The organism is Halarchaeum rubridurum (genome assembly GCF_014647115.1).
Classification (GTDB): Archaea; Halobacteriota; Halobacteria; order Halobacteriales; family Halobacteriaceae; genus Halarchaeum; species Halarchaeum rubridurum.
Window position 1 is genome coordinate 250551 of the sequence record NZ_BMOO01000003.1, and the last position, 24303, is coordinate 274853.

The 24303-nt window shown below is 69.3% G+C and carries 22 protein-coding genes and 1 pseudogene; 9 read left to right on the plus strand and 14 right to left on the minus strand.

Annotation, left to right across the window (positions count from 1 at the left end):
* Positions 1–31 precede the first annotated feature (31 nt).
* Complete coding sequence (locus tag IEX84_RS07515; RefSeq protein WP_188871469.1) at positions 32–571, minus strand: CBS domain-containing protein; 540 nt, start codon at positions 569–571, stop codon at positions 32–34.
* Between the two features lie 220 nt (positions 572–791).
* Between IEX84_RS07515 and IEX84_RS07520 the strand changes: the two genes are divergently transcribed.
* Complete coding sequence (locus tag IEX84_RS07520) at positions 792–2060, plus strand: RNA-guided endonuclease InsQ/TnpB family protein (protein WP_188871471.1); 1269 nt, start codon at positions 792–794, stop codon at positions 2058–2060.
* Positions 2061–2071: 11 nt separating this feature from the next.
* Here IEX84_RS07520 and IEX84_RS07525 read toward each other — a convergent pair whose 3' ends face one another.
* Entirely contained in the window at positions 2072–2428 is a 357-nt protein-coding gene (locus tag IEX84_RS07525; protein ID WP_188871472.1) for a DUF555 domain-containing protein, read from the minus strand.
* 261 nt (positions 2429–2689) lie between these two features.
* Here IEX84_RS07525 and IEX84_RS07530 point away from each other — a divergent pair, with 261 nt between their 5' ends.
* The 3 genes from IEX84_RS07530 (at position 2690) to IEX84_RS07540 (ending at position 4374) form a co-directional block, all read left to right on the plus strand.
* Positions 2690–2857 carry a hypothetical protein gene (locus IEX84_RS07530; protein WP_188871474.1) on the plus strand — a complete coding sequence of 56 codons (168 nt, stop codon included), beginning with the start codon at positions 2690–2692 and terminating at the stop codon, positions 2855–2857.
* A gap of 59 nt (positions 2858–2916) precedes the next feature.
* Entirely contained in the window at positions 2917–3651 is a 735-nt protein-coding gene (gene psmB / locus IEX84_RS07535; RefSeq protein ID WP_188871476.1) for an archaeal proteasome endopeptidase complex subunit beta, read from the plus strand.
* Positions 3652–3972: 321 nt separating this feature from the next.
* Positions 3973–4374: an HIT family protein gene (locus IEX84_RS07540; RefSeq protein WP_188871478.1), complete on the plus strand. Its 402-nt coding sequence runs from the start codon at positions 3973–3975 to the stop codon at positions 4372–4374.
* On the opposite strand, the gene IEX84_RS07545 is transcribed toward IEX84_RS07540, so the two are convergent.
* Positions 4375–5931 carry a glutamate--cysteine ligase family protein gene (locus IEX84_RS07545; RefSeq protein ID WP_188871480.1) on the minus strand — a complete coding sequence of 519 codons (1557 nt, stop codon included), beginning with the start codon at positions 5929–5931 and terminating at the stop codon, positions 4375–4377.
* A 59-nt stretch (positions 5932–5990) separates the two neighbouring features.
* Positions 5991–6164: a hypothetical protein gene (locus IEX84_RS07550; protein WP_188871482.1), complete on the minus strand. Its 174-nt coding sequence runs from the start codon at positions 6162–6164 to the stop codon at positions 5991–5993.
* 158 nt (positions 6165–6322) lie between these two features.
* On the opposite strand from IEX84_RS07550, the gene ligA reads away from it, so the two are divergent.
* Genes ligA through IEX84_RS07565 form a run of 3 tightly spaced genes read left to right on the plus strand, consistent with a single transcriptional unit; the run spans position 6323 to position 9559 of the window.
* Positions 6323–7987: an ATP-dependent DNA ligase LigA gene (ligA, locus tag IEX84_RS07555; protein ID WP_188871484.1), complete on the plus strand. Its 1665-nt coding sequence runs from the start codon at positions 6323–6325 to the stop codon at positions 7985–7987.
* 24 nt (positions 7988–8011) lie between these two features.
* The gene (locus IEX84_RS07560; protein WP_188871486.1) at positions 8012–8791 is read left to right on the plus strand and encodes an HAD-IIA family hydrolase; all 780 of its coding nucleotides are present in this window, start codon (positions 8012–8014) and stop codon (positions 8789–8791) included.
* Between the two features lie 24 nt (positions 8792–8815).
* Positions 8816–9559, plus strand: coding sequence for an MBL fold metallo-hydrolase (locus IEX84_RS07565; protein WP_188871488.1), 744 nt, complete (start codon positions 8816–8818; stop codon positions 9557–9559).
* Positions 9560–9562: 3 nt separating this feature from the next.
* Here IEX84_RS07565 and IEX84_RS07570 read toward each other — a convergent pair whose 3' ends face one another.
* From IEX84_RS07570 to IEX84_RS07590, 6 genes and pseudogenes are all read right to left on the minus strand, one after another.
* Positions 9563–10657, minus strand: coding sequence for a DNA topoisomerase IV subunit A (locus tag IEX84_RS07570; protein ID WP_188871490.1), 1095 nt, complete (start codon positions 10655–10657; stop codon positions 9563–9565).
* A complete protein-coding gene (locus tag IEX84_RS07575; RefSeq protein WP_326836643.1) occupies positions 10654–14382 on the minus strand; it encodes a DNA topoisomerase VI subunit B in 3729 nt (1242 codons plus the stop codon). The genes IEX84_RS07570 and IEX84_RS07575 overlap by 4 nt, the downstream gene beginning before the upstream one ends.
* A pseudogene (locus tag IEX84_RS14815) lies at positions 14383–14739 on the minus strand (ATP-binding protein); the annotation flags it as partial.
* Positions 14740–14895: 156 nt separating this feature from the next.
* On the minus strand, positions 14896–15891 hold the full coding sequence (gene purM, locus IEX84_RS07580; protein WP_188871494.1) for a phosphoribosylformylglycinamidine cyclo-ligase: 996 nt from the start codon (positions 15889–15891) through the stop codon (positions 14896–14898).
* 45 nt (positions 15892–15936) lie between these two features.
* Entirely contained in the window at positions 15937–16533 is a 597-nt protein-coding gene (locus IEX84_RS07585; protein WP_188871496.1) for a zinc metalloprotease, read from the minus strand.
* Positions 16530–17813 carry a TraB/GumN family protein gene (locus IEX84_RS07590; RefSeq protein ID WP_188871498.1) on the minus strand — a complete coding sequence of 428 codons (1284 nt, stop codon included), beginning with the start codon at positions 17811–17813 and terminating at the stop codon, positions 16530–16532. The genes IEX84_RS07585 and IEX84_RS07590 overlap by 4 nt, the downstream gene beginning before the upstream one ends.
* 119 nt (positions 17814–17932) lie before the next feature.
* Here IEX84_RS07590 and IEX84_RS07595 point away from each other — a divergent pair, with 119 nt between their 5' ends.
* Both IEX84_RS07595 and IEX84_RS07600 read left to right on the plus strand, forming a co-directional pair.
* On the plus strand, positions 17933–18235 hold the full coding sequence (locus tag IEX84_RS07595; RefSeq protein ID WP_188871500.1) for a UPF0175 family protein: 303 nt from the start codon (positions 17933–17935) through the stop codon (positions 18233–18235).
* Positions 18232–18765 (plus strand): hypothetical protein, encoded by a 534-nt coding sequence (locus IEX84_RS07600; RefSeq protein WP_188871504.1) that lies wholly within the window; start codon positions 18232–18234, stop codon positions 18763–18765. Before IEX84_RS07595 ends, IEX84_RS07600 begins: the two co-directional genes overlap by 4 nt.
* Before the next feature lie 15 nt (positions 18766–18780).
* Here the strand turns inward: IEX84_RS07600 and IEX84_RS07605 are convergent, their stop codons facing one another.
* From IEX84_RS07605 to glpA, 4 genes are all read right to left on the minus strand, one after another.
* Entirely contained in the window at positions 18781–19821 is a 1041-nt protein-coding gene (locus tag IEX84_RS07605) for a ferredoxin--NADP reductase (RefSeq protein WP_188871506.1), read from the minus strand.
* Positions 19822–19883: 62 nt separating this feature from the next.
* Positions 19884–21215, minus strand: a complete 1332-nt coding sequence (locus IEX84_RS07610; RefSeq protein ID WP_188871508.1) for an anaerobic glycerol-3-phosphate dehydrogenase subunit C — start codon at positions 21213–21215, stop codon at positions 19884–19886.
* Positions 21212–22459: a glycerol-3-phosphate dehydrogenase subunit GlpB gene (gene glpB, locus IEX84_RS07615; protein WP_188871510.1), complete on the minus strand. Its 1248-nt coding sequence runs from the start codon at positions 22457–22459 to the stop codon at positions 21212–21214. Before glpB ends, IEX84_RS07610 begins: the two co-directional genes overlap by 4 nt.
* Entirely contained in the window at positions 22449–24185 is a 1737-nt protein-coding gene (gene glpA, locus IEX84_RS07620; RefSeq protein ID WP_188871512.1) for an anaerobic glycerol-3-phosphate dehydrogenase subunit GlpA, read from the minus strand. The genes glpB and glpA overlap by 11 nt, the downstream gene beginning before the upstream one ends.
* Positions 24186–24303 lie beyond the last annotated feature (118 nt).

Below are 24303 nucleotides of genomic sequence, written 5' to 3' on the forward strand. Positions count from 1 at the left end.
CGCGTAGGCGCGCGATATCGCTCGCGTCGCCTCAGCTGATTTGGGCGGCGACGTCGGCCTGCGTGATTATCCCGACGGTGTCGCCGTCCTGGGTGACGATGACGGCCGTGTAGTGGTCGAGGAGGCTCGAAATCTCCTCCAGGGTCGCGTCGGGGGAGACGGTGGGGAACGACTCGCTCATCACCGCGCGCACGGGGTCGTCGCCGACGTCCCCGCCCGCGTGGACGACGTCGCCCTCGCTGATCGACCCGACGGGGACGCCGTCGGCGATGACGGGGAGCTGGGAGTAGCCGGCCTCCTGCATCCGCTCGACGGCGTCGTGGACGCGGTCGCTCGGCGCGACGCTCACGACGGACTCGTGCATCAGGTCGCGCCCGCGGACGACGTCGCCCGCGGCCTCGTCGAGCGCCTCGACGATGTGACGAAGCGTGGAGAGCCGCGGGTCGACGTCGCCCCCCTCGATGCGCGCGATGAGCGGCTGGGACACCCCGGCGCGCTCCGCGAGCTCGCTCTGGGTCAACCCGAGGGCGTTCCGGCGTTCCCGGAGGTCCTGGGGCGTCGGGAGGTACATGGCCGTAATTACCCGCGGTTATGGATAAGTGTTAGTGTCTGCGGTATAGGCTGGGAAGCTCCGGTTCTCAGAGAGTCGTTCGAAAGGCCGAAGCTCTTTCGTGATGCCGAAAATCTACGGTTTTCGAACCACGAACAGCGGGATCAATCATTCGATCAACCCAGCAAACAGGCTCTCTACCCGCATATTTACAATCCACGCAGGAGTATCCGACTATGCGATGAAGTACAGTCCACGCTACCGCTTGCTCCCGACCACGGAGCAACGCGAGGCGATGGACTGGACACGAGACACCACGCGGCAACTCTACAACCACGCCCTCCACGAATACAATCGCATCCCGGAGGAGAAAGGCACGGTTCGCCAGCGCGTCTGGGAAATCCGCGACACCCTTCCCTCCCTCAAAGAGTGGTGGAGTGACCTCGCCAAGGTGTATTCGACCGTCCTCCAGAAGGTGGTCGAACGCATCCGCACCAACATCCAGAACCTCGGCAAACTCCGCGATACAGGTTACGACGTGGGGTCATTACGGTGGAAATCACCTAGCGAGTATCGGAGTTTCACCTACCGGCAATCGGGCTTCGAACTCGACGAGAAGAGTGGCCCAGCCAACCGTGGAACCCTTCGACTCAAGAAACTCCACGGCGACACCCACGACATCCCGATCCGTCTCCATCGCTCGCTCCCCGACCACGACGCGATCAAAGAAGTCACGCTGAAAAAAGAGCCGACCGGTGCGTGGTACGTCTCCTTCACTATCGAGACGGACATGCCCCCGAAACTGGCCGTCGAAGACATCGACGTGGCGGATTGCGTGGGGCTTGACCTCGGCGTCCTCAACTTCGTCCATGACTCTGATGGTCGCGCTGTCAGCCGTCTCGACCTCACGGAGGATCGTGAGCGGTTGGAGCGCGAGCAACGCTCGCTTTCACGCAAACAACGAGGATCGAAGAACTGGGAGGCACAACGCGAGCGTCTCGCAGGGGTTCACGCGCGGATGTCGAATCGGAAGATGGATTTCAAGCACAAACTCGCACACTTCTACACGACCGCCTACGACGCCGTCTTCGTCGAGGACTTGAACATCAAGGAAATGCTTGAACGGAAGGGGAACGCGCGGAACAAGGCGGAGGTGGGATGGCGCGACTTCATTACAGTATTAAAGCACCACGGTGACAAGAACGGTTGTCACGTCGTTGAGGTTGCAGTGAGGGACACGACGAAGGCGTGCGCTCGGTGTGGTGTGAAAACGGACAAACCGCTGTGGATGCGGACACACGCGTGTCCGAGTTGTGGATTCGCGTTGGATCGGGATTGGAACGCGTCGTTGAACGTCTTCTCGCGTGGATTGCGGAAGCTAGGGGTGGTTCACTCCGAAGGTACGCCCGTGGAGACTGCGACCGCTGTGGACGCTACTTCAGTGTCTGCACGTCGCGTCGTAGAATCGGGAAGCACCTGCCTTGAGGGGGCGGCGCCAGCCGTCGAGTAGGCAGGGGTAGTTCACTCCTCGTCCTCTGGTTCCTCGACGACCTCGATGACTTCGAGGGGGACGTCGCGGAGCGCGCCACCGACCTCGCTCTTGGCGATCCGCGAGGCGTGCTCCTCGCCGTCCGCGTTGAAGACGGTCAGTTCGAGGACGAGGCCGACGAGCGCCGTCTCGGCCGCGAGGAACGCGGCGTCGAGCGGCTCCCCGCAGGCCGGACAGGACGTCACGCCCGCCTCCACCTCGACGTAGTCGAGGTCCTGGTCGTTCAGCCGTCGTCCCGCCTCGCTCACGGCGACACCGATGGCGTCGTCCGACTCTTCGACGTCACGAACCAGCCACGCGGCTTCCATCGCCACGACGTAGTTGCTCATACGCGTGGGAGACTCCCCGGGTAGTCGTGTCTTGTGGTTGGCGGCCGCCACCGTCGGCGCGCGGACGTGACGTGAATAGTCCGTATAACGTACGCGAATCGACGGCGTAGGCGCGGCCTGCGTGACGGCGAACGCGACGTCCCGTCGACGCGCATCGTCCATCCACGCCATCGCGAGAAACCACCCGAGGGCGCGGGGGTGTAACCGTCGCCGCGGCGGCAAACTACTTATACCACCACCGAATGAGAGACGGCCACGCAGATGGCCACACCGTTCGCCCGCCTCGTCACCGCGGTTCAGTACCAGATCACGCTCGCGTTCGCGCTCGTGCTCCTGCCCGTCGCGACGCTCGCCAGCCGCCTCGGCGTCACCCTCCCGCTCCACCGACTCATCGAGCGCTCCGAGGCTGCGTACGAGAGCGCCCGATGAGCCGTCCGTAACGGCCGGAAGGGTGGCTTTTATACGTCGCCCGCGACTACTCGCTGTCAATGTATAACCCGAGTCAGTCCTCCGAGTTCTCGCGCAACGCAGAGCGACTCCCCGACGGCCCCGGCAACCCCTACGAGCCGGAAGTCGGCCAGATGCCCCAGAGCAACGCGAGCAAGCAGGACACGGACAACATCAACAAGACCGGCACCACCATCGTCGGCATCACGACCACCGAGGGCGTCCTCATGGCCTCCGATATGCGCGCGAGCCTCGGCGGCCGCGTCGTCTCCAACAAGAACGTCCAGAAGGTCGAGCAGATTCAGGAGAACGCCGCGCTCTCCATCTCCGGAAGCGTCGGCGGCGCGCAGTCCTTCATCCGCACGCTGAAGGCCGAGTCGAACCTCTACGAGGCCCGCCGGGGCGAGCGGATGTCCATCAACGCCCTCGCCACGATGGCCTCGAACCTCCTGCGCGGCGGGCCCTTCTTCATGGTCGTCCCGATCCTCGGCGGCGTCGACGAGGACGGCGCGCACGTCTACAGCCTCGACCCGAGCGGCTCCTCGCTCTCTGATAAGTACACCGCGCAGGGCTCCGGGATGCCCTACGCGCTCGGGACCCTCGAGAACCACTACACGGACGACCTCACGATGGACGAGGCCGAGCAGATCGGCGCGAAGGCCATCCAGGCCGCGAGCGAACGCGACACCGCCTCCGGCAACGGCATCCACCTCACGAAGATCACCGAGAACGAAGTCGAAATCGTCGGCCACCAGGACGTCGACGAACTCCTCTAGGGGACTTTTTCCCGGTTCGGGTCGCCTCCGGCGACCCGTCACCGCGAAAACCGCCACTGAAAAGGCCGCGCGCCGAGGGCGTCTGCGCGCGGTCGGGACGTCGTTTCGCACAGTGACGCGTGCGGTACCGCGCTGCACGGCGTCGTGTCGCACCATCGCACAGCGCCGCGTCCTCCCACACCGACGGCACCGCGCACCGACGGCGTTCCGTCTCGTCCGGTTCCGTTCCGTCCCGCTTCGTTCTGCTCTGTCCCGTTCCGTTCTGCGCTACTCTCTCCTCGCGGCGGCAAGCTTTCTACCGGACGCGTCCGTCCCTCGTGTATGGCCTGCCACTTTTGCGACATCGCCGCGGGCGACGCCGACGCGCCGCGCCTCCACGAGACGGACGACGTCGTCGCGTTCCTCGACGCGAACCCGGCGGTCCGGGGGCACGCGCTCGTCGTCCCGAAGACGCACGAGCGCGACGTGCTCGACGACCCGGGGGAGGCGACGGCGGTCTTCGGTGCCGTCCAGCGCGTCGGGTCGGCGCTCCGCGTCGCACTCGACGCCGACGGCGTCAGCGTCTTCTACACGACGCCGGAGCTCGTCGGCGAGGTCACACACCCGCACGTCCACCTCCTCCCCCGCGACCGGGGCGACGACGTCCACCTCGCGCTGGACCGGGGCAGCCTTGACGCGGCGGACGCCGAGGACGTCGTCGAACGCGTCCGCGGGGCGCTCTAACTACCCGCGGCGGTTGCTCCGGTGGGTCTCGGCCTCGACGCCGCCGCCGCGGCCCGTCCAGTCCGCGAAGCTCCCCGTGATGAGCGTGTCGCGCTGGTAGGAGAGGTAGTCGTACTGCATATCGTAGACGGCGTTCTCGAAGGACGCGCCGTCGTCGAGGTTCTCGCGGACGCGCTCGCGCTTCCAGTCGGCGGGCGTGACGCCGTGGCGGGCGCGCTGGCGCAGCGGCCAGAGGTACTTCGCGGCCTCCTCCTCGTCGAGGCCGCGCGCGCGGAGGCCGGCTTCGGCCTGCTCGAAGAGGTCCGCGTACATCTCGGTCGCGTCCGTCGTCTCGCCCTCCGGGCCGAGATACGTGATTTCGGCGTCGCTCCCGTCGCGGACGGCGGCGTAGAAGTTCTCGCGCGCCGTCTCCCACGGGAGGTCGTAGAGCGGGTGGTCGCGCGCCACCATCGCCTCCAGGGCGCCAGCGAGGAGCGCCTGGAAGGCCATCGTGTCCCGCACCGTGGGCTGGCCGGGGAGGGGGCGGAACTCGATGCGGGCGTTCGCGGACTCCCGCGAGCTCCCGCCGAAGACCGGGCGCACCCAGCGCCAGTAGGTGCCGTGTTTCATCCGGAAGTGGGCGAACTCGTCGTCGAAGCGCCCGCCCGTCTCCACGGGCATCGGGACGATGGACGCGTCCTCGACGACGGCGTCGACGGCGTCCTGCACGCTCTCCAGGTCGCGGGGGAAGCGCACCTTCTCGCTCTTCCCGGGGACGTTCAGGACGTCCTCGAAGACGTCGATGCGGCCCTCGTCGTGGCCGTCTTCGAGGATTTCCTCGGGGGTCGCATCGTCGTCGTAGAGGTCGGGCGGGTAGAACGGGGAGTTCACGCCGAGCGCGACGAGCGGGCCGGCGAGGCGCACGGCGTACCGGAAGTACGTCGGGAGGTCGACGGCCTGTGGCACCTGATAGTGGGGCTGGATGGAGGTGATGAGCGCCTCGGGCATCACCGTGTCCGCGTCGAGGGTGACGTGTGGCGCGTCGAGGCCCATCGACGCCGGATGGTCCGTGTTTGCCATCGCGTGGTAGCGCGTCGAGGCGCTCATGTTCGTGGCGATTTCGACGCCGTCGTCGTCGATGCTGTCCGTGAGGTATTCGCGCGCCGTCTCGCCCTCCGGCGGAATCGTCCACATCGCGTCGCTCACGAGGTGGAGGCCCTCGGCGTCCATCGGTTCCGCCGCGGCCTCCAGGCGCGCGCGTACCTCCGACTCCTGGGCGGCGAGCCCGTACTCGTTCAGCGGCTGGGGGCTCGCCGTCATCTCGGCGTTGTGGAGCCCGAGTTCCTTCTCGAAGCCGACGAACTCCAGCACGCGCCGCGGGATGCGCGCGAGCGAGCCGTCGTCGGCGACGCCGTAGAACTCGTATTCGAGGCCGACGATGGCCTGTGGGTTGTCGAACGTTCCCGCCTCGATCTCCTCTTTGATAACCGCCGCGTCCTCGCGAACCCGCTCGTCGAACGCGTCCGGGTCCACCGCAAGCACCGATTGCACGTCGCGCGCGAGTTCCGATTCGGCCATGGCCGTGCCTTCGTGCGGTCGGGACTTGAATGGCGTGGCACCGCGCCGACCGCCCGTCCCTACGCCGCCTCCTCGTCGTAGGCCTCGCGGAGGTCCGTCAGGTGGCTCTCCAGCACGTGGAGCGCGGCGTCCGCGTCCGTGTACCCGCGGTCGTAGTCCTCGTAGACGGCGTCCGCGCCGTCGAGGAAGTCCGATACCGCCGTTTCGAGGTCGCTCGTCTCGTCGTCGCTCATACCCCGGTGTTCGCGCCGCGGGCCCGAAAGCGCCGCGGTTCCGCGCCGGCGTGCCGTCGCGCCAGCCGACTCCGACGCGCTGGCCACTCCGCCGGACGGTCGGTGGGCGGTCCGTCGGTCCGCGTCCGTTAAGTGCGCAGTTCGGTTACGGTCGAGGTATGCAGTTCGCCGAGTTCGCCGCCCGCGCGACGGAGATCGAGGCCGAACCCGCCGACCTCGAAACGGTCGCGCTCGTCGCCGACCTGTTCGCCGACGCGGGCGACGACCTCCCGGTCCTCGCGCGCTTCGTGCAGGGGCGGGTGTTCCCCGCGTACAGCGAGCGGAAACTCGACGTCGGCCCGCGTCTCTGCCGCGAGGCGGTCGCGCGCGCCGCGGGGCCGAACGTCGACGCCGACGACGTCGAGGACCGACTCGCGGAGACGGGCGACATCGGCGGCGTCGCGGCGAGCTACGACGTCGGCGGCCAGCGCGGCCTCGGCGCGTTCACCGACGGCGACGACGACGCGCTCTCCGTCCGCGAGGTCTACGACGAGCTCGCCGGGCTCGCGGCCGCCGCGGGGTCGGGGAGCGAGGACGAGAAGGTCGCCACGCTGTTCGGCCTCCTCACCCGCTGTGAGACCGACGCCGAGGCGCGCTACCTCGCCCGCCTCGTCCTCGGCGAGATGCGTATCGGCGTCGGCGAGGGGGCGGTCCGCGACGCCGTCGCCGAGGCCTTCGACGTCCCCATCGAGGCGGTCGCGCGCGCCCTCCAGGTGTCGAACGACTACGGCCTCGTCGCGGCGACGGCGCGCGAGCGCGGCGTCGACGGCCTCGCCGACATCCACCTCGAAATCGGCCGGCCGGTGAAGGCGATGCTCGCGCAGGCCGGGAGCGTCGCGGACGCCCTCGACTCGTGGAGGGCGGCCGCGGTCGAGGTCAAGTTCGACGGCGCGCGCGTCCAGTTGCACCACGACCCCGCGGGCGAGACGCGCGTCTTCAGCCGGAACATGGAGGACGTCACGGCCGCGCTCCCGGAGGTCGTCGAGTTCGCCGACGCGCACCTCGACACCGCGGCTATCCTCGACGGCGAAGTCGTCGCCGTGGACGAGGCGGGCGCGCCGCTCCCCTTCCAGGAGGTCCTCCGGCGTTTCCGCCGGAAACACGACGTCGAGCGGATGCGCGAGGAGGTCCGCGTCGAACTCCGCGCGTTCGACTGCCTCCACGCCGCGGGCGACGACCTCCTCGACGACCCCCTGCTCGCCCGCCACGAGACGCTCGCCGACCTCCTCGACGACACCGACGCCGTCTCCGAACTCATCGTCTCCGACGACCCCGAGGAGATCGAGGCCTTCGAGGCGCGCGCGCTCGCCGCCGGCCACGAGGGCGTGATGCTCAAGGACCCCGAGTCGGCGTACACGCCCGGGAAGCGCGGCAAACAGTGGCTGAAGCGCAAGCCCGACGTCGAGACGCTCGACCTCGTCGTGACGGGTGCGGAGTGGGGCGAGGGCCGGCGCGCGGAGACGCTCGGTACCTTCCTCCTCTCGGCGCGCACGGGGGACGGCTACGCGACCATCGGCAAGGTCGCCACCGGCCTCGACGACGAGGAACTCGCGGACCTCGACGACCGCCTCGCCCCCCACGTCCGCGACGAGGACGGTCAGACGGTCGACATCGAGCCCGCGGTCGTCCTGGAGGTCGGCTACGAGGAGATACAGCGCTCCCCGACGTACTCCTCGGGGTACGCGTTGCGCTTCCCGCGCTTCCTCGCCGTCCGCGACGACAAGGACCCCGCGGACGCGGATACGCTGGCGCGCGTCGAGCGCCTCGCCGAGAAGCAGAGCTAAACGCCCGCATCCCGAACCCCGCGTATGGCTCCGCGCGCGGCCGCAATCGACCTCGACGGCACGCTCCTCCACGGCGACGCGCTCCTCCCCGGCGCGCGCGACGCGATGGCCGCGATCCGCGAGCGCGTCGAGGCGGTCTGCTTTCTCACGAACAACCCGACGATTCCCCCCGAGGCCTACGCCGCGCGCCTCCGCGATTTCGGCATCGAGGCGTCGCCGGACGAGGTGCTCACGGCGTGTACGGCGACGATACACTATCTCCGCGCACACCACGCGGACGACGCCGTCTTCCCCATCGCGGGCGACGACATCGTCGCACAACTCCGCGACGCCGACTGCGACCTCGTCACCGAACCCGAGGCCGCAGAGTGCGTCGTCGTCGGCTACGACCCCGACTTCGACTACGACGACCTCCACGCGGCATTGCGCGCGCTCCGCGACGGCGTCGGCTTCGTCGGCACCGACCCGGACCGGACGATCCCGACCGCCGACGGCCCCATCCCGGGGTCGGGCGCGCTCGTCCACGCCGTCGCGGGCGTCGTCGAACGCGACCCCGACGCCGTCCTCGGTAAGCCCTCAGACGAGACCGCCGACCTCCTGCGCGAGCGCCTCGGCGTCCCCGCGGCGGACTGCGTCGTCGTCGGCGACAACCCCGCCACGGACGTTGCGCTCGGCGAGCGCGCCGGAATGACGACCGTGCTCGTCGAGACGGGCCTCGACGCGGGCGGAGACGGAGCGCGCGCCGACCACGTCGTCAACGGAATCGCGGACGCAGTCGACGTCTTCGACGGGCGACGGTTTTAGAGGAGCGCTGCCGAACACTCGGGCATGACCGTCGACTTCGGTTCGCACGCGATGGAGTGGCTCGGCTACGCGACGGCGCGCGTCGAGGGGCCGGACGGCACCGTCGTCTACACGGACCCCGGACGGTACGGGACGCTCGACGGCACGTGGAACGAGCGATACGGTGACCGCCCCCACCCGGACGCCCGCGACTACGACGCGCGGGACGGCGACGTCGTCCTCGTCACGCACGATCACCACTACGACGACGATGGCGTCGAGCGCGTGGCCGCCCCGGACGCGACTGTCGTCGTCTACGAGGCGGTCTCGGCGGAGCGTACGAGCCGCGACGTCGTCGAACCCGAGGCGCTGGACTACGACGTCGAACGCGTCGCGTACGGCGACCACCTCGACGTCGACGGCGTCGGCGTCGATGTCGTCCCGGCGTACAACACGGCGGGAAGCGGGCGCTCCGGACACCCCTACGAGTTCGGCTGCGGCTATCGCTTTGCCGTCGGCGACCGGGCGTACTTCTGGCCGGGGGACTCCGACGTCGTCCCGGAGCACGATGCGCTCGACGTCGACGTCTTCCTGCCCTCGATCTCGCGGTCGTTCACGATGGATCGACACGACGCCGCGGCGCTCGCGGCGTCCCTGCAACCCGACCTCGTGCTGCCGATCCACTACAACACGTTCGACGACCTCGCGTCGGACGACGAGGCGTTCGCGGCGGACGTCGCGTCGCGCGGCGTCCCCGTCGTGCTCGACCGACCGCGCGATACGGAGTGACGCTTACAGGACGCCCATCTCGCCTAAGCGCTCGGGGAGGTACGTGTCGGTCACGAAGTCCAGCCCCCGGGAGGCGAGCGCCTGCTGTTCGGCCTTCTTCCCGATGTCGAGTTGGAGTTCGATCTGCTCCGTCCAGAACTCCGACTGGAAACGCGGGTCCTCCAGTTCGCTCTCCAGGGCGTTGACGTCGGAGTCGCTGAGCGGGTCGGTCGGGAGGTCGTACTCGACGATGTCCGCGGGGCGGATGCCGATGAACTGCGCCTCGGGCGTGGCGAGGTACTCGGAGAGGTGTGCGGACTTGATAGAGCCGTAGGAGACGGAGCCGAAGATGCGATACGACCACGGGTCACCGTCGGTGAAGACCGTGACCGGGAGGTCGAGTTCGTCGTGGAGGCGCTTGGTGAGTCGGCGCGTCGCGCGCGCCGGCTGGCCGCCGAGGTGGACGACGAGCGCGTTGTAGTCGTCGTCGAAGCCGTTCTCGACGAGTCGGTCGCGCATCCCGCCGGTCTCCACGCAGAGGACGAAGTCCACGTCGTGGTCGAGGAACTCGATGGTGTCGGGGTTGTTCGGAATCTGGTAGCCGCCCTGCCCGACGTCGTCCTGGCAGTGAATCTCGCGGTCGCCGCGGTTCGTCTGCTCGCGGATGCGCAGGGGGCCCATCACCTTCGCACCACTCTCCTCGGGACGCATGTGGAAGTCCTCGCGTTTGACCCCGGAGACGATTTCGAGGTCCTCGACGAGCTTGTCGGACTCGGATTGGCCGTTGAACTGCGCGGCCTCCTCGTCCCAGGACTCGGAGAGGTAGTAGAGTTCACGCAGCGTCGAGGAGCGGTCCTCCTCCAGTTGCTGGGCGAGGAAGTCGATGGTGTAGATGGCCTTCAGGAGCTTGCGCGCGCCCGAGGCGGAGTTCGCGGAGCGCGTCGAGGTGCGGTCGCCGTACACCCAGACGTCGGCGTCCTCGTCGAACACGATGTTCGACTTCGAGCGCGTCGGTAGCTGCATGTTCGGAATCTCGCCCGCCGCGAACTGGTCGTAGAACTGTGCGGCCATGTCGATGAGGCGCTCGCGCGCCGCGTCGTCTGTCGTGTCGGAGCTCATTGTGAGACGGTCAGCTTTTCGTCGGCGACGCCGCTCACGGAGAGGTCGCAGTCGGCGTCCGCGTCGACGGCGTATTCGAGCGTCGCGTCGTCGCCGCTCGGGACGGTCGGGGACCACTTCACGAACCACTCGCCGTCCATCTCGACGACGGTGCCCGCGGAGACGTCGCTCGGCTCGGCGGAGACGATGTCCGTGAGGTCGAGTTCGGCGTTCGCGTCGCTGTTGTTCTCCACCGTGAGGCGGACGGTGTCGTCCTCGCGCTCGCGCTCGACGAGGACGTTGTTCATGATGCGCGCGAGGGAGTCCTCGACGCCGACGGGCTCGCGGCCCGTCATCTCGGAGACCTTCTCGGCCATCGTCGGCAGGACGTCCATGATGACGTTCTGCTTCTCGCGGCGCTTCTGGCGCGAGCGGCGCTCGTTGAGGAAGCTCTTCAGCTCGCGGGCGGCCTCGCGGACCGCGAGTTCTATCTCGTCCTCGATTTCGGGGACGGAGGCGACGGCGTCCTTCGACTCGCTCGTGAACGGGACGTTCGTCGAGGCGACGTGGACCATGATGACGCAGGGGCCGCTCGGGAGGCCGCTCCCGCCCGGTTGGTCGAGGCCGTAGTTGCGCCAGCCGATGTCCTTGAGGACCTTCGTCGTCGCGCACGCCCCGCGCTGGTAGACGAGCGGGACGCGGTTGGCGAAGCGCATCACGTCGACCGGTCCCTCCGACGTGAGGTCGCCGCCGTAGGCGATGCCGGCCTCGACGACGAACGGGTCGCCGCCGTGGACCTCGGCGTCGCGCGTCGCGGCGGCGTAGAAGTCCGCGTCGAACTCCTTTCGGAGACCGGCCTCGACGAGGTCGGCCTCGATGGGCGCGAGACAGGACGTCGGGGGCGCCATCACGTCGACGGTGCTCATCGCCGCCAGGAGGTCGCGCGCGAGGTTCCGGTCGCCGGCGATCTCGGCAGCCGCGGGGAGGTCGTCGGTGACGGTGTGCGCCGCCGCCCAGAGTTCGTCCGTGACGTTCTCGCGCGCCGTCTCGCCGACCGTGGCGTCGTCGACGTCCTCCGTGGTGTCGGCGGCGCGCTCGACGAAGTCGCGGAGGTCGTCGCGCGTCACCCGGTCGCGCGGCGTGTCGTCGCCGAACTTCGCGGCGATGCGCTCGGCGAGCGCCGCGACCGTCGCGTCGTCCTTCTGCGTCGTCGTCGCCGCGTCGACGTGCCGATAGACGTCGTCTTCGCGGCCGCTCGTCAGGCTCTCCCAGAGCGCGTCGACGACGTGGCCCTGCACCGTCGCGCCGAACGACGAGCCGGCCTCGACGTCCGCGGCGACGTCCGCGACGAGCGCTTCGAGGTCCGTGTAGGAGAGCGCGCCGCGCTCCGCGAGCGCGTCGGCGACGGCGGCCGCGAACGCCTCCGTGTCGGCGGCCGGCTTGTTCGAGACGGCGTCCGCGACTCGCGCCTCGAGGTCGTCCGCGGCGTCGAGCGTCCACGCGAGCTCGCGCCCGTAGTGTCTGTCGCGGAAGGCGTCGCAGATCGAGTCGGCGGTCTTCGCGCCGACGCGCGTGAACTCCTCGCGGAGGAACCCGCGCACCGTTCGGGAGTCCGTCTCGCCGAGCATCTTGATGAGCGCGCCGAGCTCGACGCCGTGGGGATGCGGGCGAATCTCCTCCGTCTCGGCGGGGAGACTCGCGTCCTCCGCGCGCTCGAACTTGAAGCGCCCCTCGGGTTCGCGGAGTTCGAGACGCGCGTGGGGATTCACGACCGCGGTGTGCTCGGCGTAGTCGTGGAGTTGGCCGCGCGCGCGCATGTTCGCCTCCATCTCCAACTCGATGCGCGTGCCGTGCGGGCGGTCCCACGACGTCGTCTCCTCCTCGCTGATGACGGGTTCGTTCGTGTCGGTGTCGATGACGAGCTCGTAGTAGTTCGCCTCCGCGGAGCCCTGCGTGCGCGAGGTGATCTTCGCGGGCGTCCCGGAGGTAAGCTGGCTGTAGAGGACCGCTGCGGAGATGCCGATTCCCTGTTGGCCACGACTGTTCTTCACGGAGAGCGCGCCGTCGTTCGCGACGACGAAGTTCTCGTCTTCGCCCGTCGCACCGGGGACGGAGATGTCGTAGACGTACTCCGGAGCGTCGGTCTCCTCGACCGACTTCACGGGGAGGAGGCACATGTCCGTCTCCGTGATCCCCTGGAGGTTCCGGACGGTCGAGTAGAGGTCTTCGAGGGTCTCCGTCGGTTCGTGCGCCGCATCGAGGAGCCCCATCTCGACGAGGTTGTGCGTGTATCGTGGCTTCTCGACGTCGTCGCCGTCGAGCGCCGCCTCGATGAGGGATTGATACATCTCGGCGTGTTCGAGATCGGAGCCGACACCCGCAGCACGGAGGAGGCCGGGAATCGTGTCCGGGACGGTGTGTGCGTCCACGTCGTCGACGCGGACGTCATCGAGGAGCGATGTCGGGACGCGTTTGTACCCCTGTTCGCCCGTCGGCTTCCGCTCGCCGAACGCGTCGAGAACATTCAGGTCCTCCCCGTACACCTTCGTCCGATACGTCGTCGAACCGTCGTCTGCGTATCCGCTCGTGTTCTCGACCGTCTCGGTGCTCGCGAGGACGCCCTGCATGTTCCACAGGACGGAGACGCCGCGCGCGAGCGGTTTACTGACTGTCGTGTGAGAGAGTTCGTTTCCGGGATGCGAGTCGGAGCCGTCTCCCTGATAGACTGCGGTGAGGAACTCCTGCTGGACGTCGTCGGACGCGTCGAAGAGGAACGACGGGACGCGCTTGTTCTCCGCACCCTTCCCACAGACGTTCCCGAGGAACATCGCGAGCGGCGATCCGAAGGCCTTCACGCGCGTCGAGTTGCGTTCGCGTTGGACGGTCGTCGTGCCACCGCCGACACCGGCGACGGTCGCCTCGGTGGCCTCGATCAGCTCGCTCTCGTGCGACCCGAAGGTGAACCCGACCTGTCGCGGACCGACGTGGCCCTCGGCGACGTAGTAGCCGAGGAGCCGGGCGAACTCGCCCGTGAGCGGGACCGTGACCGGGATGGTGGTCTCGTCGCCACCGACCTGATACGTCTTGAGTTCGCAGTCGGCGGCCTTCTCCTCCCACCCGAGTTCGAGCACGGTCGACGCCGGGAGGTACCCCTTCTCCAGATAGTTCGATTCGAGGCTGTCTTTGAGGACGTCGACGCCGTCGTACCGGTAGTAGTACCGCTTCCGGTCGCTGTCCGCGTTCGGCTTCTTTCGGATCGTCTCCCCATTTCGCAGTTCTTCGAGCGTCTCTCGATCGAACCCGTAGACGTACAGCCGTCGATCATCGAGCTGCTCGCGCGTGAGGTGTTCGAGGAGGTTGACCGACTCGACCGACGAGTCGGTCGTCGGGAGCGAGCGCGGTGTGAGAACGGCGTCACCGGGTTCGAGTTCGCCCGCTTTCACCTGCTTCGTCTCCCCGTCTTTCGTCACGGAGAAGAGGCTGTGGTTACCCGTCACTTCGACGGTGCGTCCCTTCTCGGTCGTGATCTCGTACGTCCGCTCGTCCGTCTCGTGACGGATGGCGTGCGTCACCGGCTGCCACGTCATCTCGTGCGTCTCCCTGTTGAACGAGGGAACCTCGATGTCCGCCGAGAGCGGCGCGGTCGCCGCACCGTCGACCGGGAGATAGGCGTCACAGAGGACGCCGATCGGGACGGTCTCGACGACCCCGTCACGTCGCACGAGGAGTTCCTGGTCGGGTGTCAGCGACTGCTCGCGGGCGTGGAAGCGCGAGCCGTAGAGGAGCTTCCCGAAGACCTTCGGAATCTGCTCTTTCGTGATGCCGGGACCGTTGTCCTCCACGACGAGCGTGTAGTAGTCCCCCGACTCCTGAATCTCGACGTAGATGTCGGGGAGGATGCCGGCCTCCTCCGCGGCGTCGAGGGCGTTGTCGACGGCCTCCTTGACGGCCGTGACGAGCCCGCGGGCCCCGGAGTCGAAGCCCAGCATGTGTTTGTTCTTCTCGAAGAACTCGGCGATGGAGATTTCGCGCTGGCCCGCGGCGAGCTCCTCCGCGATGCCGTCGTCGTCCCCATCGGCGAGTGTCGACTGGAAGGACGTCATTTCGGTATCCGCGACTTTGGACGTGTGGCTATAAAACCCCGCGGGTACAGCACGGTGAAAGTGAACGACGGCGCGGCGAACGCCGCGGACGGGCGGCGAGCGCGCCGGTTCGGGCGCGCTTCACTCCCGGTGACGATGGCGGGAGGGGCCGCGCCCCTAGAGCGAGAGGCCGCGAACCTCGACGGAGTCGCCCTCGCGGACGGTGCCGATGCGTTCGCCGTCGGTCTCGACGACGAGCTTCTCGGCTTCGGCCTCGGGGAGCGCGACGACGAACCCCGTGCCCATGTTGAACGTCCGGTGCATCTCCTCGTCGCTCACGCTCCCGCGCTCCTGGACGAACGCGAAGACGTCCTGTGCGGGGAGAGGGTCGGTGACGTCGTACTCGTGCTCGCCCATCCGGGAGAGGTTCGTCCAGCCGCCGCCGGTGACGTGGGCGGCCGCGTGGACGTCGCGCTCGCGGAGGTGCGGGAGGAGGTAGGTGTAGAGGCGCGTCGGTTCGAGGAGGGCCTCGCCGACCGTCTCGTACCCCTCGTAGGGGTAGTCGTCGCCGTACTCGCCGTCGCCGTCCGTGGCGGCCTTGCGCGCGAGCGTGAGGCCGTTCGAGTGGATGCCCGTGGAGGCGAAGCCGACGAGCGCGTCGCCCGCCTCGGCCTCGCCGGGGAAGAGGTCGTCCTCGGTGGCGAGGCCGGCGACGGTCCCCGCGAGGTCGAAGCCGTTCACGACCTCGGGCATCACGGCCGTCTCGCCGCCGACGAGCGCCATCCCGGCCTCCTCGGCGCCCGCGGCGAGGCCCTCGCCGACCTGCGAGGTGAGTGCCTCGCTCGGTTCGTCGACGGCGAGGTAGTCCACGAACGCGTCGGGCGCGACGCCGGCCGCGACGAGGTCGTTGACGTTCATGGCGATACAGTCGATGCCGACCGTCGAGTAGTCCCCGACGGCCTCGGCGACGAGCAGTTTCGTCCCGACGCCGTCCGTGGCGAGCGCGAGGTACTGGTCGCCGACCGGGACGAGACCCGCGTAGTCCGTCGTGTTGCCGACGTCCGCGACGGCGTCGACGAGCGCGGCGGTCGCGGCCTCGCTCGCGTCGATGTCGACGCCCGCCTCGGCGTACGTCATCCCCTCGTCGCTTTCGGTGTCCGCGTCCTCACTCATACACGGTCGTGCGCAATCGGGGGCGAAAAGGATAGCGGTGTATGCTCAGACGTACAACGCGTACGCGGCGAGGGCGATGCTCGGGACGGCGACGGCGACGTAGACGACCAGGCTCCACGAGCGGACCGTGTTGCCGTCGAGCGGCCCGACGGGGAGCATGTTGAACCCGGCGAGCAGGAGGTTAATGGTCACGCCGCGCCACGCGAGCGCGCTCCCGAGGAACGCGAACGGCGCGAAGAGCGCGGCGAGCGCGAGGTTCGTCACGGGGCCGGCGAGCGCGATCAGCCCCGACTGGCGCTCGGTGAGGCGGCCGCGGTGGACGACGGCGCCCGGCGCGGCGAAGAGGAAGCCCGCGAGGCCGCCGAGGACGGCGAGCGCGAGCAGGCCGTAGTCCGCGCGGAACGCCGCGACCTGCCCGTAGCGGACCGCGACGACCTTGTGCGCGAGCTCGTGCAGGAGGAAGCCGACGCCCGCGGTGAGGAGGCTGACGGCGAGCGCGGCGAGGAACGCCCCGGAGGTGAGGACGGGCCCGAGGGTGGTTATCGTGATGCGCTCGTAGAAGAACGCGAACGCGACGCCGAGGGCGAGCCACGCGACGAGGAGGTCGCGGAGCTCGCGCGCGCCGAAGGAGAGGCGGGTCACGCCACCAGCCCCCGGAGGAGGTCGAGGCTGTTCTGCGCGCCCTGCACGAGGACGGCGACGACCTCGCTCGCGCTCCCGAGGTCGCCGCCGACGAGCGGGAGGACGAGCGGGATGAAGAGGAAGCTGGCGATCATGCTCCCGAGGTTCGTGAGCGCGACGACGGCGATGAGCCGGAAGAGCGGGACGTCCGTCATCCGGGAGAACACCTCGCGGATGGGGAGCGTCTCGTCGCTCAGGATGTCGTTCAGCTGCCCGATGTCGCTGATGCGGACGGGCGTGTAGCGCAGTTCGACGTAGCCGGCGAACCAGCCGGGCGCGAGGAGGGGGTTGACGCTCGTCAGCCACGCGACCGCACCGCCGACGCCCGCGGACGTCCAGTGCGCGCCGCCGAGGAGCGCGAGCCCCGCGGCGACGACGCCGTTGAAGAGGAACCACGCGACGAAGAGCCGCAGGAGCGTCCCGTTGCTCACGCCCGCCATCAGGACGAGCCCGAAGAAGGCGAGGAAGCCGAGCGTGAGGACGCTCCCGAAGAGCTTGAACAGCGAGAAGCGCTTCTCGACGCGGCCCGTCAGTGACTCCATGGGCGGGAGCTCTTCGGGGTGTTCGAGGTAGCGCTCGATTCCCTCCTTGTGGCCCGCGCCGACGACCGCGACGACGCGTTTGCCCTGCGAGCGGAGGTCGTGGATGTTGTGCGCGAGGTAGGCGTCGCGCTCGTCGATGAGCGCTCGCGCGCCCTCCGGGCTGAACTGGCGGAACTCCGCCATCATCGCGGAGATGACGTCCGTGTCGGTGAGGTCGTCCATCTCGATCTCCTCTTCCTCGCCGCCGCCGACGCCGAGCACGGCGAGGAGCAACTGGCCGACGAGACGGCACTTCTCGACGAACCCCATCCGCGCCCAGAAGCGCTGGATGGTCACCTGGATGTCGCGGTCGACGAGCGCGACCTCGGAGCCGACCGCCTCCGCCTTCTCGACGGCCGCGAGCATGTCCGCGCCGGGGTCGATGTCGAAGCGCTCGCCCATCCGCTGTTGGACGTAGGAGAGCAGCCAGTACGCGAGGAACTGGAGGGCGACGCTCCCCTGCAGGAGGTCGGCCGGCGCGATTTCGTCCGGCGTCCCGCCCTTCATCTGCCGGTAGCGCCCCTCGTCGAGCTCGACCGCCACCGCGTCCGGCTCCTCCTCCTCGATGACGCGTTCGACCTCCGCGACGCTCTCCGCGGAGACGTGCGCGGTCCCGACGAGCCGCACCGACCCCTCGCCGTCGCGCGCGCTGTCACTCATTGTCAGGAGCGTAGTCACCACCGGCCCTTACGTGTGTCGTCACCGCGCGCGGCGCGAGCACGTCGTCGCGGCGACGGGCGGAACAACGGTTATGTGCCACGATGTACTACACTGTATACATGCCGTCGATAAGCGCGCGGATCCCCGACGACGACGAGTCGGAGCTCGAGTCGGTCGTCGAGTTGCTCGGCGAGGACAAGAGTACCGTCATCCGGCGGGCGCTCGAAGAGGGACTCACGACGCTCCGACGTCGGAACGCGATCGAGCGCTACCAGTCCGGCGACGTCTCCGTGCACGAGGCCGCCCGCCTCGCCGGCGTCAGCCTCGCCGAGTGGTCCGAGATCGCGCGCGAGCACAACCTCACGACGCAGCTCTCCCCCGAGGACGTCGAGGCGGACGCGGACGCGGCCCGCGAGCTGTGAGCGACGTCTACCTCGACGCGACGACGCTCATCTCCCTCGGGACGATCGGCGAATTGGAGCGGCTCACGGACCTCGATGGCCGACTCGTCGTCCCGTCGGCCGTCCGCGAGGAGGTGACGACGGAACCCGCGGAGACGAACTGCGACCGGTTCTACGACCGCCACGACGTTCCAACGGCTCCCGAGGGAGTCGGCGAGTGCGTCCCGCAGGCGCTGTCAGTGCTCGGCGACGACACCGCGCACGGAGACGTCCACATCGTCGCCGCCGTGCTCGCGTACACCGCCGACGACCGAGCGGTCGGCGTCGTCTCCGACGACCGGCGCGTTCGGACGACGTGTCGCGGCTTGGGCGCGACGGTCACGGGGACGATCGGCGTCGTCGTCCGCGCCGTCGACGAGGGGCTCGACCCGGACGCCGCGAAGGAACTCGTCTCCCGGCTCGACGCACACGGCCTCCACTTGACGGGCGAACTCCGCGAGACGGCCGCCGACCTGATCGAGGAGGCGGCCCGCGACGCCGACGCCCCGTGACGACCCGGTGCCGCGCTACCCGTAGCCCTCGCCGCGGATGTCGCCACCCTCGACGCCGACGGCCGCGCACACGTCCTCAAGTGTCTGGACCATCGCGGACACCCCGCAGGCGTACACCTCTAGTTCGCCGGGGTCGATGCGGGCCTCGATGTCCGTCTCCGGGTCGGCCTCGAGGTACTCGCGGAGGTCCGCGTCGAGTTTCGGCACGGCGACGCCGTCCGCGACGTACTTGAGGAGCGTCTGCTGGACGTAGTCCGTCTCGCCCGTCCACCCCGTGAGGTAGCGCTCGCGGGTGAGACACGGCACGAAGTGGAAGTGGTCGTGCGCGGCGTCGAGCGCGCGGAACTCCTCGCGGAACGCGAGGTCGTCCTCCCACGACGCCCCGAGAAAGACCCAGATGTCGCGGGGCTCGCCCTCGTAGGTGTCCCGCCCCTCCTCGAAGACGTAGTTCACCATCGAGCGCAGCGGCGCGATTCCCGTCCCCGTGGCGAGAAACGCCATGTCTTTCGCGCAGGGGTCCTGGAGGGTGAATTCGCCGTTCGGGCCGCGGAGCTCGGGGAGGTGGTCGCCGGGTTTGAGTTCCGCGCAGAGCGTCTCGGAGAGTCGCCCGCCGGGGACGCGTCTGACGCAGAGCGACATCTCCTCCGCGTTCGGCGACGACGCGATGGAGTAGGGTCGGGGCGTCCCGCGAAAGCGGATGGTGACGAACTGGCCGGGCGCGAAGTCGAAGGGCTCCTCGGGGTCGAAGGCGACCTCGACGAGCGACGGAAAGTCGCGCTCGTCGCGCCCGCGGAGGGTGCGGAGTTTCTCCCGCGTGACGTCCGGGAGGTCGAGGTCCGCGGTGGCGTCGAGGAGCGGACGCCACGCGATTCCCTCCTCGCCGATGTGGCGCGTGACGTCCGCGCCGTGCTCGCGCAGCAGGCGGTGGACGGCCCGCCGTATCTCGTCGTGTCGCCGCTCGTCGAGCGCCTCGACGTGCGTCACCGTCGCGGTGTCGGTCAACAGGGGGAGTTCCTCCACCTGCTCGTCGAGGCGGGGGTGCGTGCCCTCGGTCATGTGCGTTCTCTCGGGGCCGAGCGCCGTAAGCGCGACGGGCGCGAACGAGGACCGACGCTCGACTAGACCAGCGCGGACTCGACGATCTCCAGGGGGTGTTTTATCTCGTAGCCGGTGCCGTGCTCCATCTGCATCGCGCAGGTCGGACACTCCGTCATGCCGACCTCGCCCTCGACGTCTTCCATGTGCTCGAACATCTCGTCGCCGATCTTCATCGAGGTGTCGTACTTCTCGGACTTCCAGCCGTAGGTGCCCGAGATGCCCGAACAGGAGTCCCCGACGTCCTCGGCGTCGACGCCTGCGAGGTCCGCGAACAGTTCGAGCGCTTGGCCGTCGAGGCCCTGGTTGCGCGCGTGACACGGCGCGTGATAGGCGAGTTCGGCGATGTTCTCGTCCTCGACCGTCGCCGCGGAGAGTTCGCCGGAGAGGTCCTCCTGCACGCGGAGGTATTCGAGGGCCTCCCAGGTGTTCTCTGCGAGGTCCTCGATGCCGTCGATGTCGAAGAGTTCGGGGTACTCCTGGCGGAGCGCCATCGAACAGGAGGTACACGACGCGATGGCGTCGTACCCCTGCTCGACGAGGTCGCCCATCGAGGAGACGTTCACCTTCGCGTGGCGCTCTGCGTCGTCGAGCATCCCGTTGGCGAACATCGGCGTCCCGGAGCAGCGCTGTTTCGGGACGACGAGCTCGTAGCCGAAGTGCTCGAAGACCCGGACCATCGCCTTCCCGACCGCCGGGGTGTTGTAGTTCGCGTAGCAGCCGTGGAAGTACGCGACCTTCTTTTCCTCGCCTTCCTCTCCGCGGCGTTCGCGCGCCGCGCGTGCCCGCTCGCGCGAGCCGTCCGCGCCGCCCTCGCGCTCCCACCACTCGCGGAAGGTCTCGGTGGCGAACGCGGGGAACTCCCGCTCGCTCGTGATTCCGAAGAGCCGGTCCATCGCCCACCGCGCCGGCCCGAAGTTCATCGCGGCGTTCGCCACGCGGGGCACCTTGCTGGCGAGGAACGCGGAGGTCCGGTAGTTGGCGAGAACCCGGTTGCGCCAGTAGGTGAGACTCGTCTTCGAGAGCTCCTCGTCGACGTACTCGGCGCGCGCCGTGTTGTGCATCTGGGAGAGCGGCACGTCGCTCGGACACGCCGAGTCACAGCGCATGCAGTTCGAGCACTTCGAGATGGAGTCGTCCACCGACGTGTCCTCCTTGCGCTTGAGCCGCCACTGCTCGGGGCCCTGGAACTTCGGCCCGGGGAAGTCGTCGTCGACCTCCGCGACCGGGCAGTTCGTGTCGCAGGTCGAGCACTTGTAGCAGTCGTCCGCGCCCGGCCGGAGGTCGGGCGTCTCGTCGTCGGGGAAGACCTCTATCGGTTCGAACTCGTCGCTCGGGGATTCTGCGTCACTCATTGGGTATCAGCTCCTGCGGCGCTCCCGGCGGCGTCGCCCGTGGCGAGGCTGACGCCCATTCCGGAGCACTCCGCGGCGAAGTCCGCCCCGCCGACGACGCTGCCGGCGGCGCGGAGGTTCTCGAACTCGATGCGTCCCTCGGCGTCCCGCGGTCGCAGGTCGTCGTCCACGACGACGCCGAAGCGCGGGTAGGGCTGCTCGCCGAAGCGCTCGTCGACGAACCAGTCGTAGCGGTCCGCGGGATGGGGGACGTGGCAGTCGAAGACGGGTTCGCGGACGCCCCCGCGGTCCGAATCGATGCCCTCGCCGACGAGGCCGCCGGTGGCGAGGACGAACGACTCGGCGTGGTGCGGGACGTGCTGGCCGTTGCGTTCGACGACCGCCGCGGTGAGGTGCTCGCCGTCCGCCTCGTAGTCCACGACGGGCCGCCGGACGACGTTCACCCCCGCCTCGCGCAGCGCGCGCTCGTAGTCGGCCTCCAGTCGGATACCGGGGAGGCTCGGCGGGCCCATCGGCACCTCGAAGACGTCCGCGTCGAGCGCGTCAGCGAGCGTCGCGCGCACGTCGCCCGGGTGCGCCTCGCCGAGGACGGCCGGGAAGCCCACGCGAGGTTCGCCGTCGTGGACGCGCGCGACCCGGGCGGCGAGGCGTTCGCGCTCCTCGTCGTCGTTCCCGTCGAGGGCGTGCGCGTAGCGCGTGACCTTCGCGTCCGCCCGGGGCGTGCCCGGGAAGGAGACCGTCGCGCCTCGGACGTCGAAGGGGACGTCGGCGGCGCGCAGGTGGTCGGCGGCGAGCGGCGCGTCGAAGTCGCTCAGCGTCTCGAAGCCGACGAGCAGGGCGTCGCGCTCGTCGCTGGCGAGGCCCGCGGCGGCGCTCGCGGGGTAGCGCGCGGTCGGCTTCACCGCCCCGCCGTGCGTCGGGAGGAGGGCGTTCCTGTCCGTGTGCCCGCCGCGATAGCGCTCGCCCGTCACGGCGTCGAAGCGCGCGAGGCCGTCGCGGACCGCCTCGACGCCGACCTTCGCGTAGGGGTGGTCGGCCGGGAGGTCGTCGAGCGCCGCGAACGGGTCGGCGAGGAGGTCGCCGTCCGCGTAGCCGAGGACGTCCACGAGGCCGCTCGCGTGCCGGAGCGTGCTCTGACTCTTCGTGACGAGGCGAACGGACGCGCCCGCCTCGGCGGCCGCGAGCGCCGCGGTCATTCCCGCGACGCCGCCGCCGACGACGAGGACGTCGTCCTCAATCGCCATGCGCGCCCTCCGTGTCGCTCGCGTCGGTCGCTTCCGTCGCGTTCTCGTCCTCCGCGCCCGCGCCGTCGTCGAAGGCGTCCCACGCGACGGTCGTGTTCGTCCGCGCGGGGTCGCCGTCCTCGTTGAGCGTTGCGCCGTGGAGCGCGTGGTTCAACATCGCCTGCGAGAGCTGTTCGCCCCAGAGCGCGTGGCGCTGGCCCTTCCAGCGCTCCGCGCGGAGTTCGTCGAGCGCCGCGCGCGCGCTCGCCTCGTCGTGCTCGGGGTGGAGTTCGGCCGCCATCCGGTGCGCACACCGCCCGCCCTGACAGTTCCCCATCGAGGCGCGCGTCCGCAGGCGCACGGCGTTCAGGTCCGTTCCCGCCTGGTCGATGGCGTCCTGCACTTCGGCGCGCGTGACGCCCTCGCAGCTACAGACGACGGGGTTCGGGTCGCACGACGCGAGGACGTCCTCGGTGCGCGAGCCGAGGCGCTGGGCGCTCCGGCGCGCGACGGGCGAGCGCAGCCCGAAGCGCTCCATCGCGGCCTCGATGTCGCCCGGCCGCTCGCTCCCGGGGAGGGGAACGTCCGCGGTGTCACACGCGGCCTCGACGCCGAGCTTCTCGCAGACGTGGTCGGTGATGGATTCGGCCATCATCCGGTAGGTCGTGAGCTTCCCGCCGACGATGCTCGTCATGCCCGGGACGCCGTCGCGCTCGGCGTGGTCGAGCGTGAAGTAGTCGCGCGTGATGTCCGTCGGGTCTTGAGTGCCCGTTCCGGGTGGTTCGTAGAGCGGGCGGACGCCCCAGAAGGACCGAATCGTCCGCGCCTCCTGGAGGATGGGGACGAGTTCGCTGAGGGTGTCGATGACGAGGTCGACCTCCCACTCCTCCTCGGGGTAGTCCTCTGGGTCGCCGACCTCCTCGTCCGTGGTACCGAGGATGCAGGCGGTCTCGTGGGGGACGACGATGTCCGCGTCGCCCTTCGGCCGACAGCGGTTCACGACCGTGTCGACCTGCCGGGTGTTCATCACGGTCATCACGCCCTTCGAGGGCCGGACGGCGACGTCGAGGTCCGCGAAGTCGCCGATGCGGCCGGCCCACGCGCCCGCGGCGTTCACGACGTGGTCGGCGTAGATGTCCTCCGTCTCGCCGGGAATCCCGTGTTCGCGCGGTCCCTTGCCGGATTCGTGGCGCACCGTCGCGCCGACGATTTCGCCCGCCTCGACGATGAGGTCCGTCACCTCGGCGTGCGTCTCGATGCGCGCGCCGTGGTCCTCGGCGTCGACGGCGTTGGCGACGCAGAGTCGGAAGGGGTCGATGGCGGCGTCGGGGACCGCGATGGCCTTCTCGACGTCGTGCGCGAGGTAGGGTTCGCGCTCGCGGGCCTCCGCGCCCGTGAGGACTTCGGCGGGGATGTCGCAGTCGCGACACCCCTGCAGTTTCTCCTGGAAGTACGCCTCGTCGTCCTCCGGGCGCTTCACGAAGAGGCCGCCGGTCTCCTCGACGCAGTGGCCCGCGATGTCGCGGAGGACGCGGTTCTCCTCGATGCACTCGCGCGCGCTCGCCTGGTCGGAGACGGCGTAGCGCCCGCCCGAGTGGAGCAGGCCGTGCATCCGCCCGGTCGTTCCGTTCGTGAGGTTGCCCTTCTCGACGAGGGTGACGTCGACGCCGCGGCGCGCGAGGTCGCGCACGACGCCACAGCCCGTCGAGCCCCCGCCGATGACGAGGACTTCGGTTCTCGTTCCCATACGGTTCGCGTCTATGTCTCGCACGGGGCACCTTATGTTTATTCCCCTCGCCGCGGTGTGCGTAAACGACCCGCGTCGCCTCACGGCGCAACCTACTTCGGGCCGGGACGCCCTTCTC

Bases quoted from the DNA above. Each gene is read 5' to 3' on its own strand.
- IEX84_RS07595 (WP_188871500.1), top strand. From the start codon at position 17,933: ATGCCGTCGATAAGCGCGCGGATCCCCGACGACGACGAGTCGGAGCTC.
- IEX84_RS07565 (WP_188871488.1), top strand. From the start codon at position 8,816: ATGACCGTCGACTTCGGTTCGCACGCGATGGAGTGGCTCGGCTACGCG.
- IEX84_RS07560 (WP_188871486.1), top strand. From the start codon at position 8,012: ATGGCTCCGCGCGCGGCCGCAATCGACCTCGACGGCACGCTCCTCCAC.
- IEX84_RS07540 (WP_188871478.1), top strand. From the start codon at position 3,973: ATGGCCTGCCACTTTTGCGACATCGCCGCGGGCGACGCCGACGCGCCG.
- glpA (WP_188871512.1), bottom strand. From the start codon at position 24,185: ATGGGAACGAGAACCGAAGTCCTCGTCATCGGCGGGGGCTCGACGGGC.
- IEX84_RS07545 (WP_188871480.1), bottom strand. From the start codon at position 5,931: ATGGCCGAATCGGAACTCGCGCGCGACGTGCAATCGGTGCTTGCGGTG.
- purM (WP_188871494.1), bottom strand. From the start codon at position 15,891: ATGAGTGAGGACGCGGACACCGAAAGCGACGAGGGGATGACGTACGCC.
- IEX84_RS07590 (WP_188871498.1), bottom strand. From the start codon at position 17,813: ATGAGTGACAGCGCGCGCGACGGCGAGGGGTCGGTGCGGCTCGTCGGG.
- ligA (WP_188871484.1), top strand. From the start codon at position 6,323: ATGCAGTTCGCCGAGTTCGCCGCCCGCGCGACGGAGATCGAGGCCGAA.
- glpB (WP_188871510.1), bottom strand. From the start codon at position 22,459: ATGGCGATTGAGGACGACGTCCTCGTCGTCGGCGGCGGCGTCGCGGGA.
- IEX84_RS07550 (WP_188871482.1), bottom strand. From the start codon at position 6,164: ATGAGCGACGACGAGACGAGCGACCTCGAAACGGCGGTATCGGACTTC.
- IEX84_RS07525 (WP_188871472.1), bottom strand. From the start codon at position 2,428: ATGAGCAACTACGTCGTGGCGATGGAAGCCGCGTGGCTGGTTCGTGAC.
- IEX84_RS07605 (WP_188871506.1), bottom strand. From the start codon at position 19,821: ATGACCGAGGGCACGCACCCCCGCCTCGACGAGCAGGTGGAGGAACTC.
- psmB (WP_188871476.1), top strand. From the start codon at position 2,917: ATGTATAACCCGAGTCAGTCCTCCGAGTTCTCGCGCAACGCAGAGCGA.
- IEX84_RS07610 (WP_188871508.1), bottom strand. From the start codon at position 21,215: ATGAGTGACGCAGAATCCCCGAGCGACGAGTTCGAACCGATAGAGGTC.
- IEX84_RS07570 (WP_188871490.1), bottom strand. From the start codon at position 10,657: ATGAGCTCCGACACGACAGACGACGCGGCGCGCGAGCGCCTCATCGAC.
- IEX84_RS07515 (WP_188871469.1), bottom strand. From the start codon at position 571: ATGTACCTCCCGACGCCCCAGGACCTCCGGGAACGCCGGAACGCCCTC.
- IEX84_RS07530 (WP_188871474.1), top strand. From the start codon at position 2,690: ATGGCCACACCGTTCGCCCGCCTCGTCACCGCGGTTCAGTACCAGATC.
- IEX84_RS07520 (WP_188871471.1), top strand. From the start codon at position 792: ATGAAGTACAGTCCACGCTACCGCTTGCTCCCGACCACGGAGCAACGC.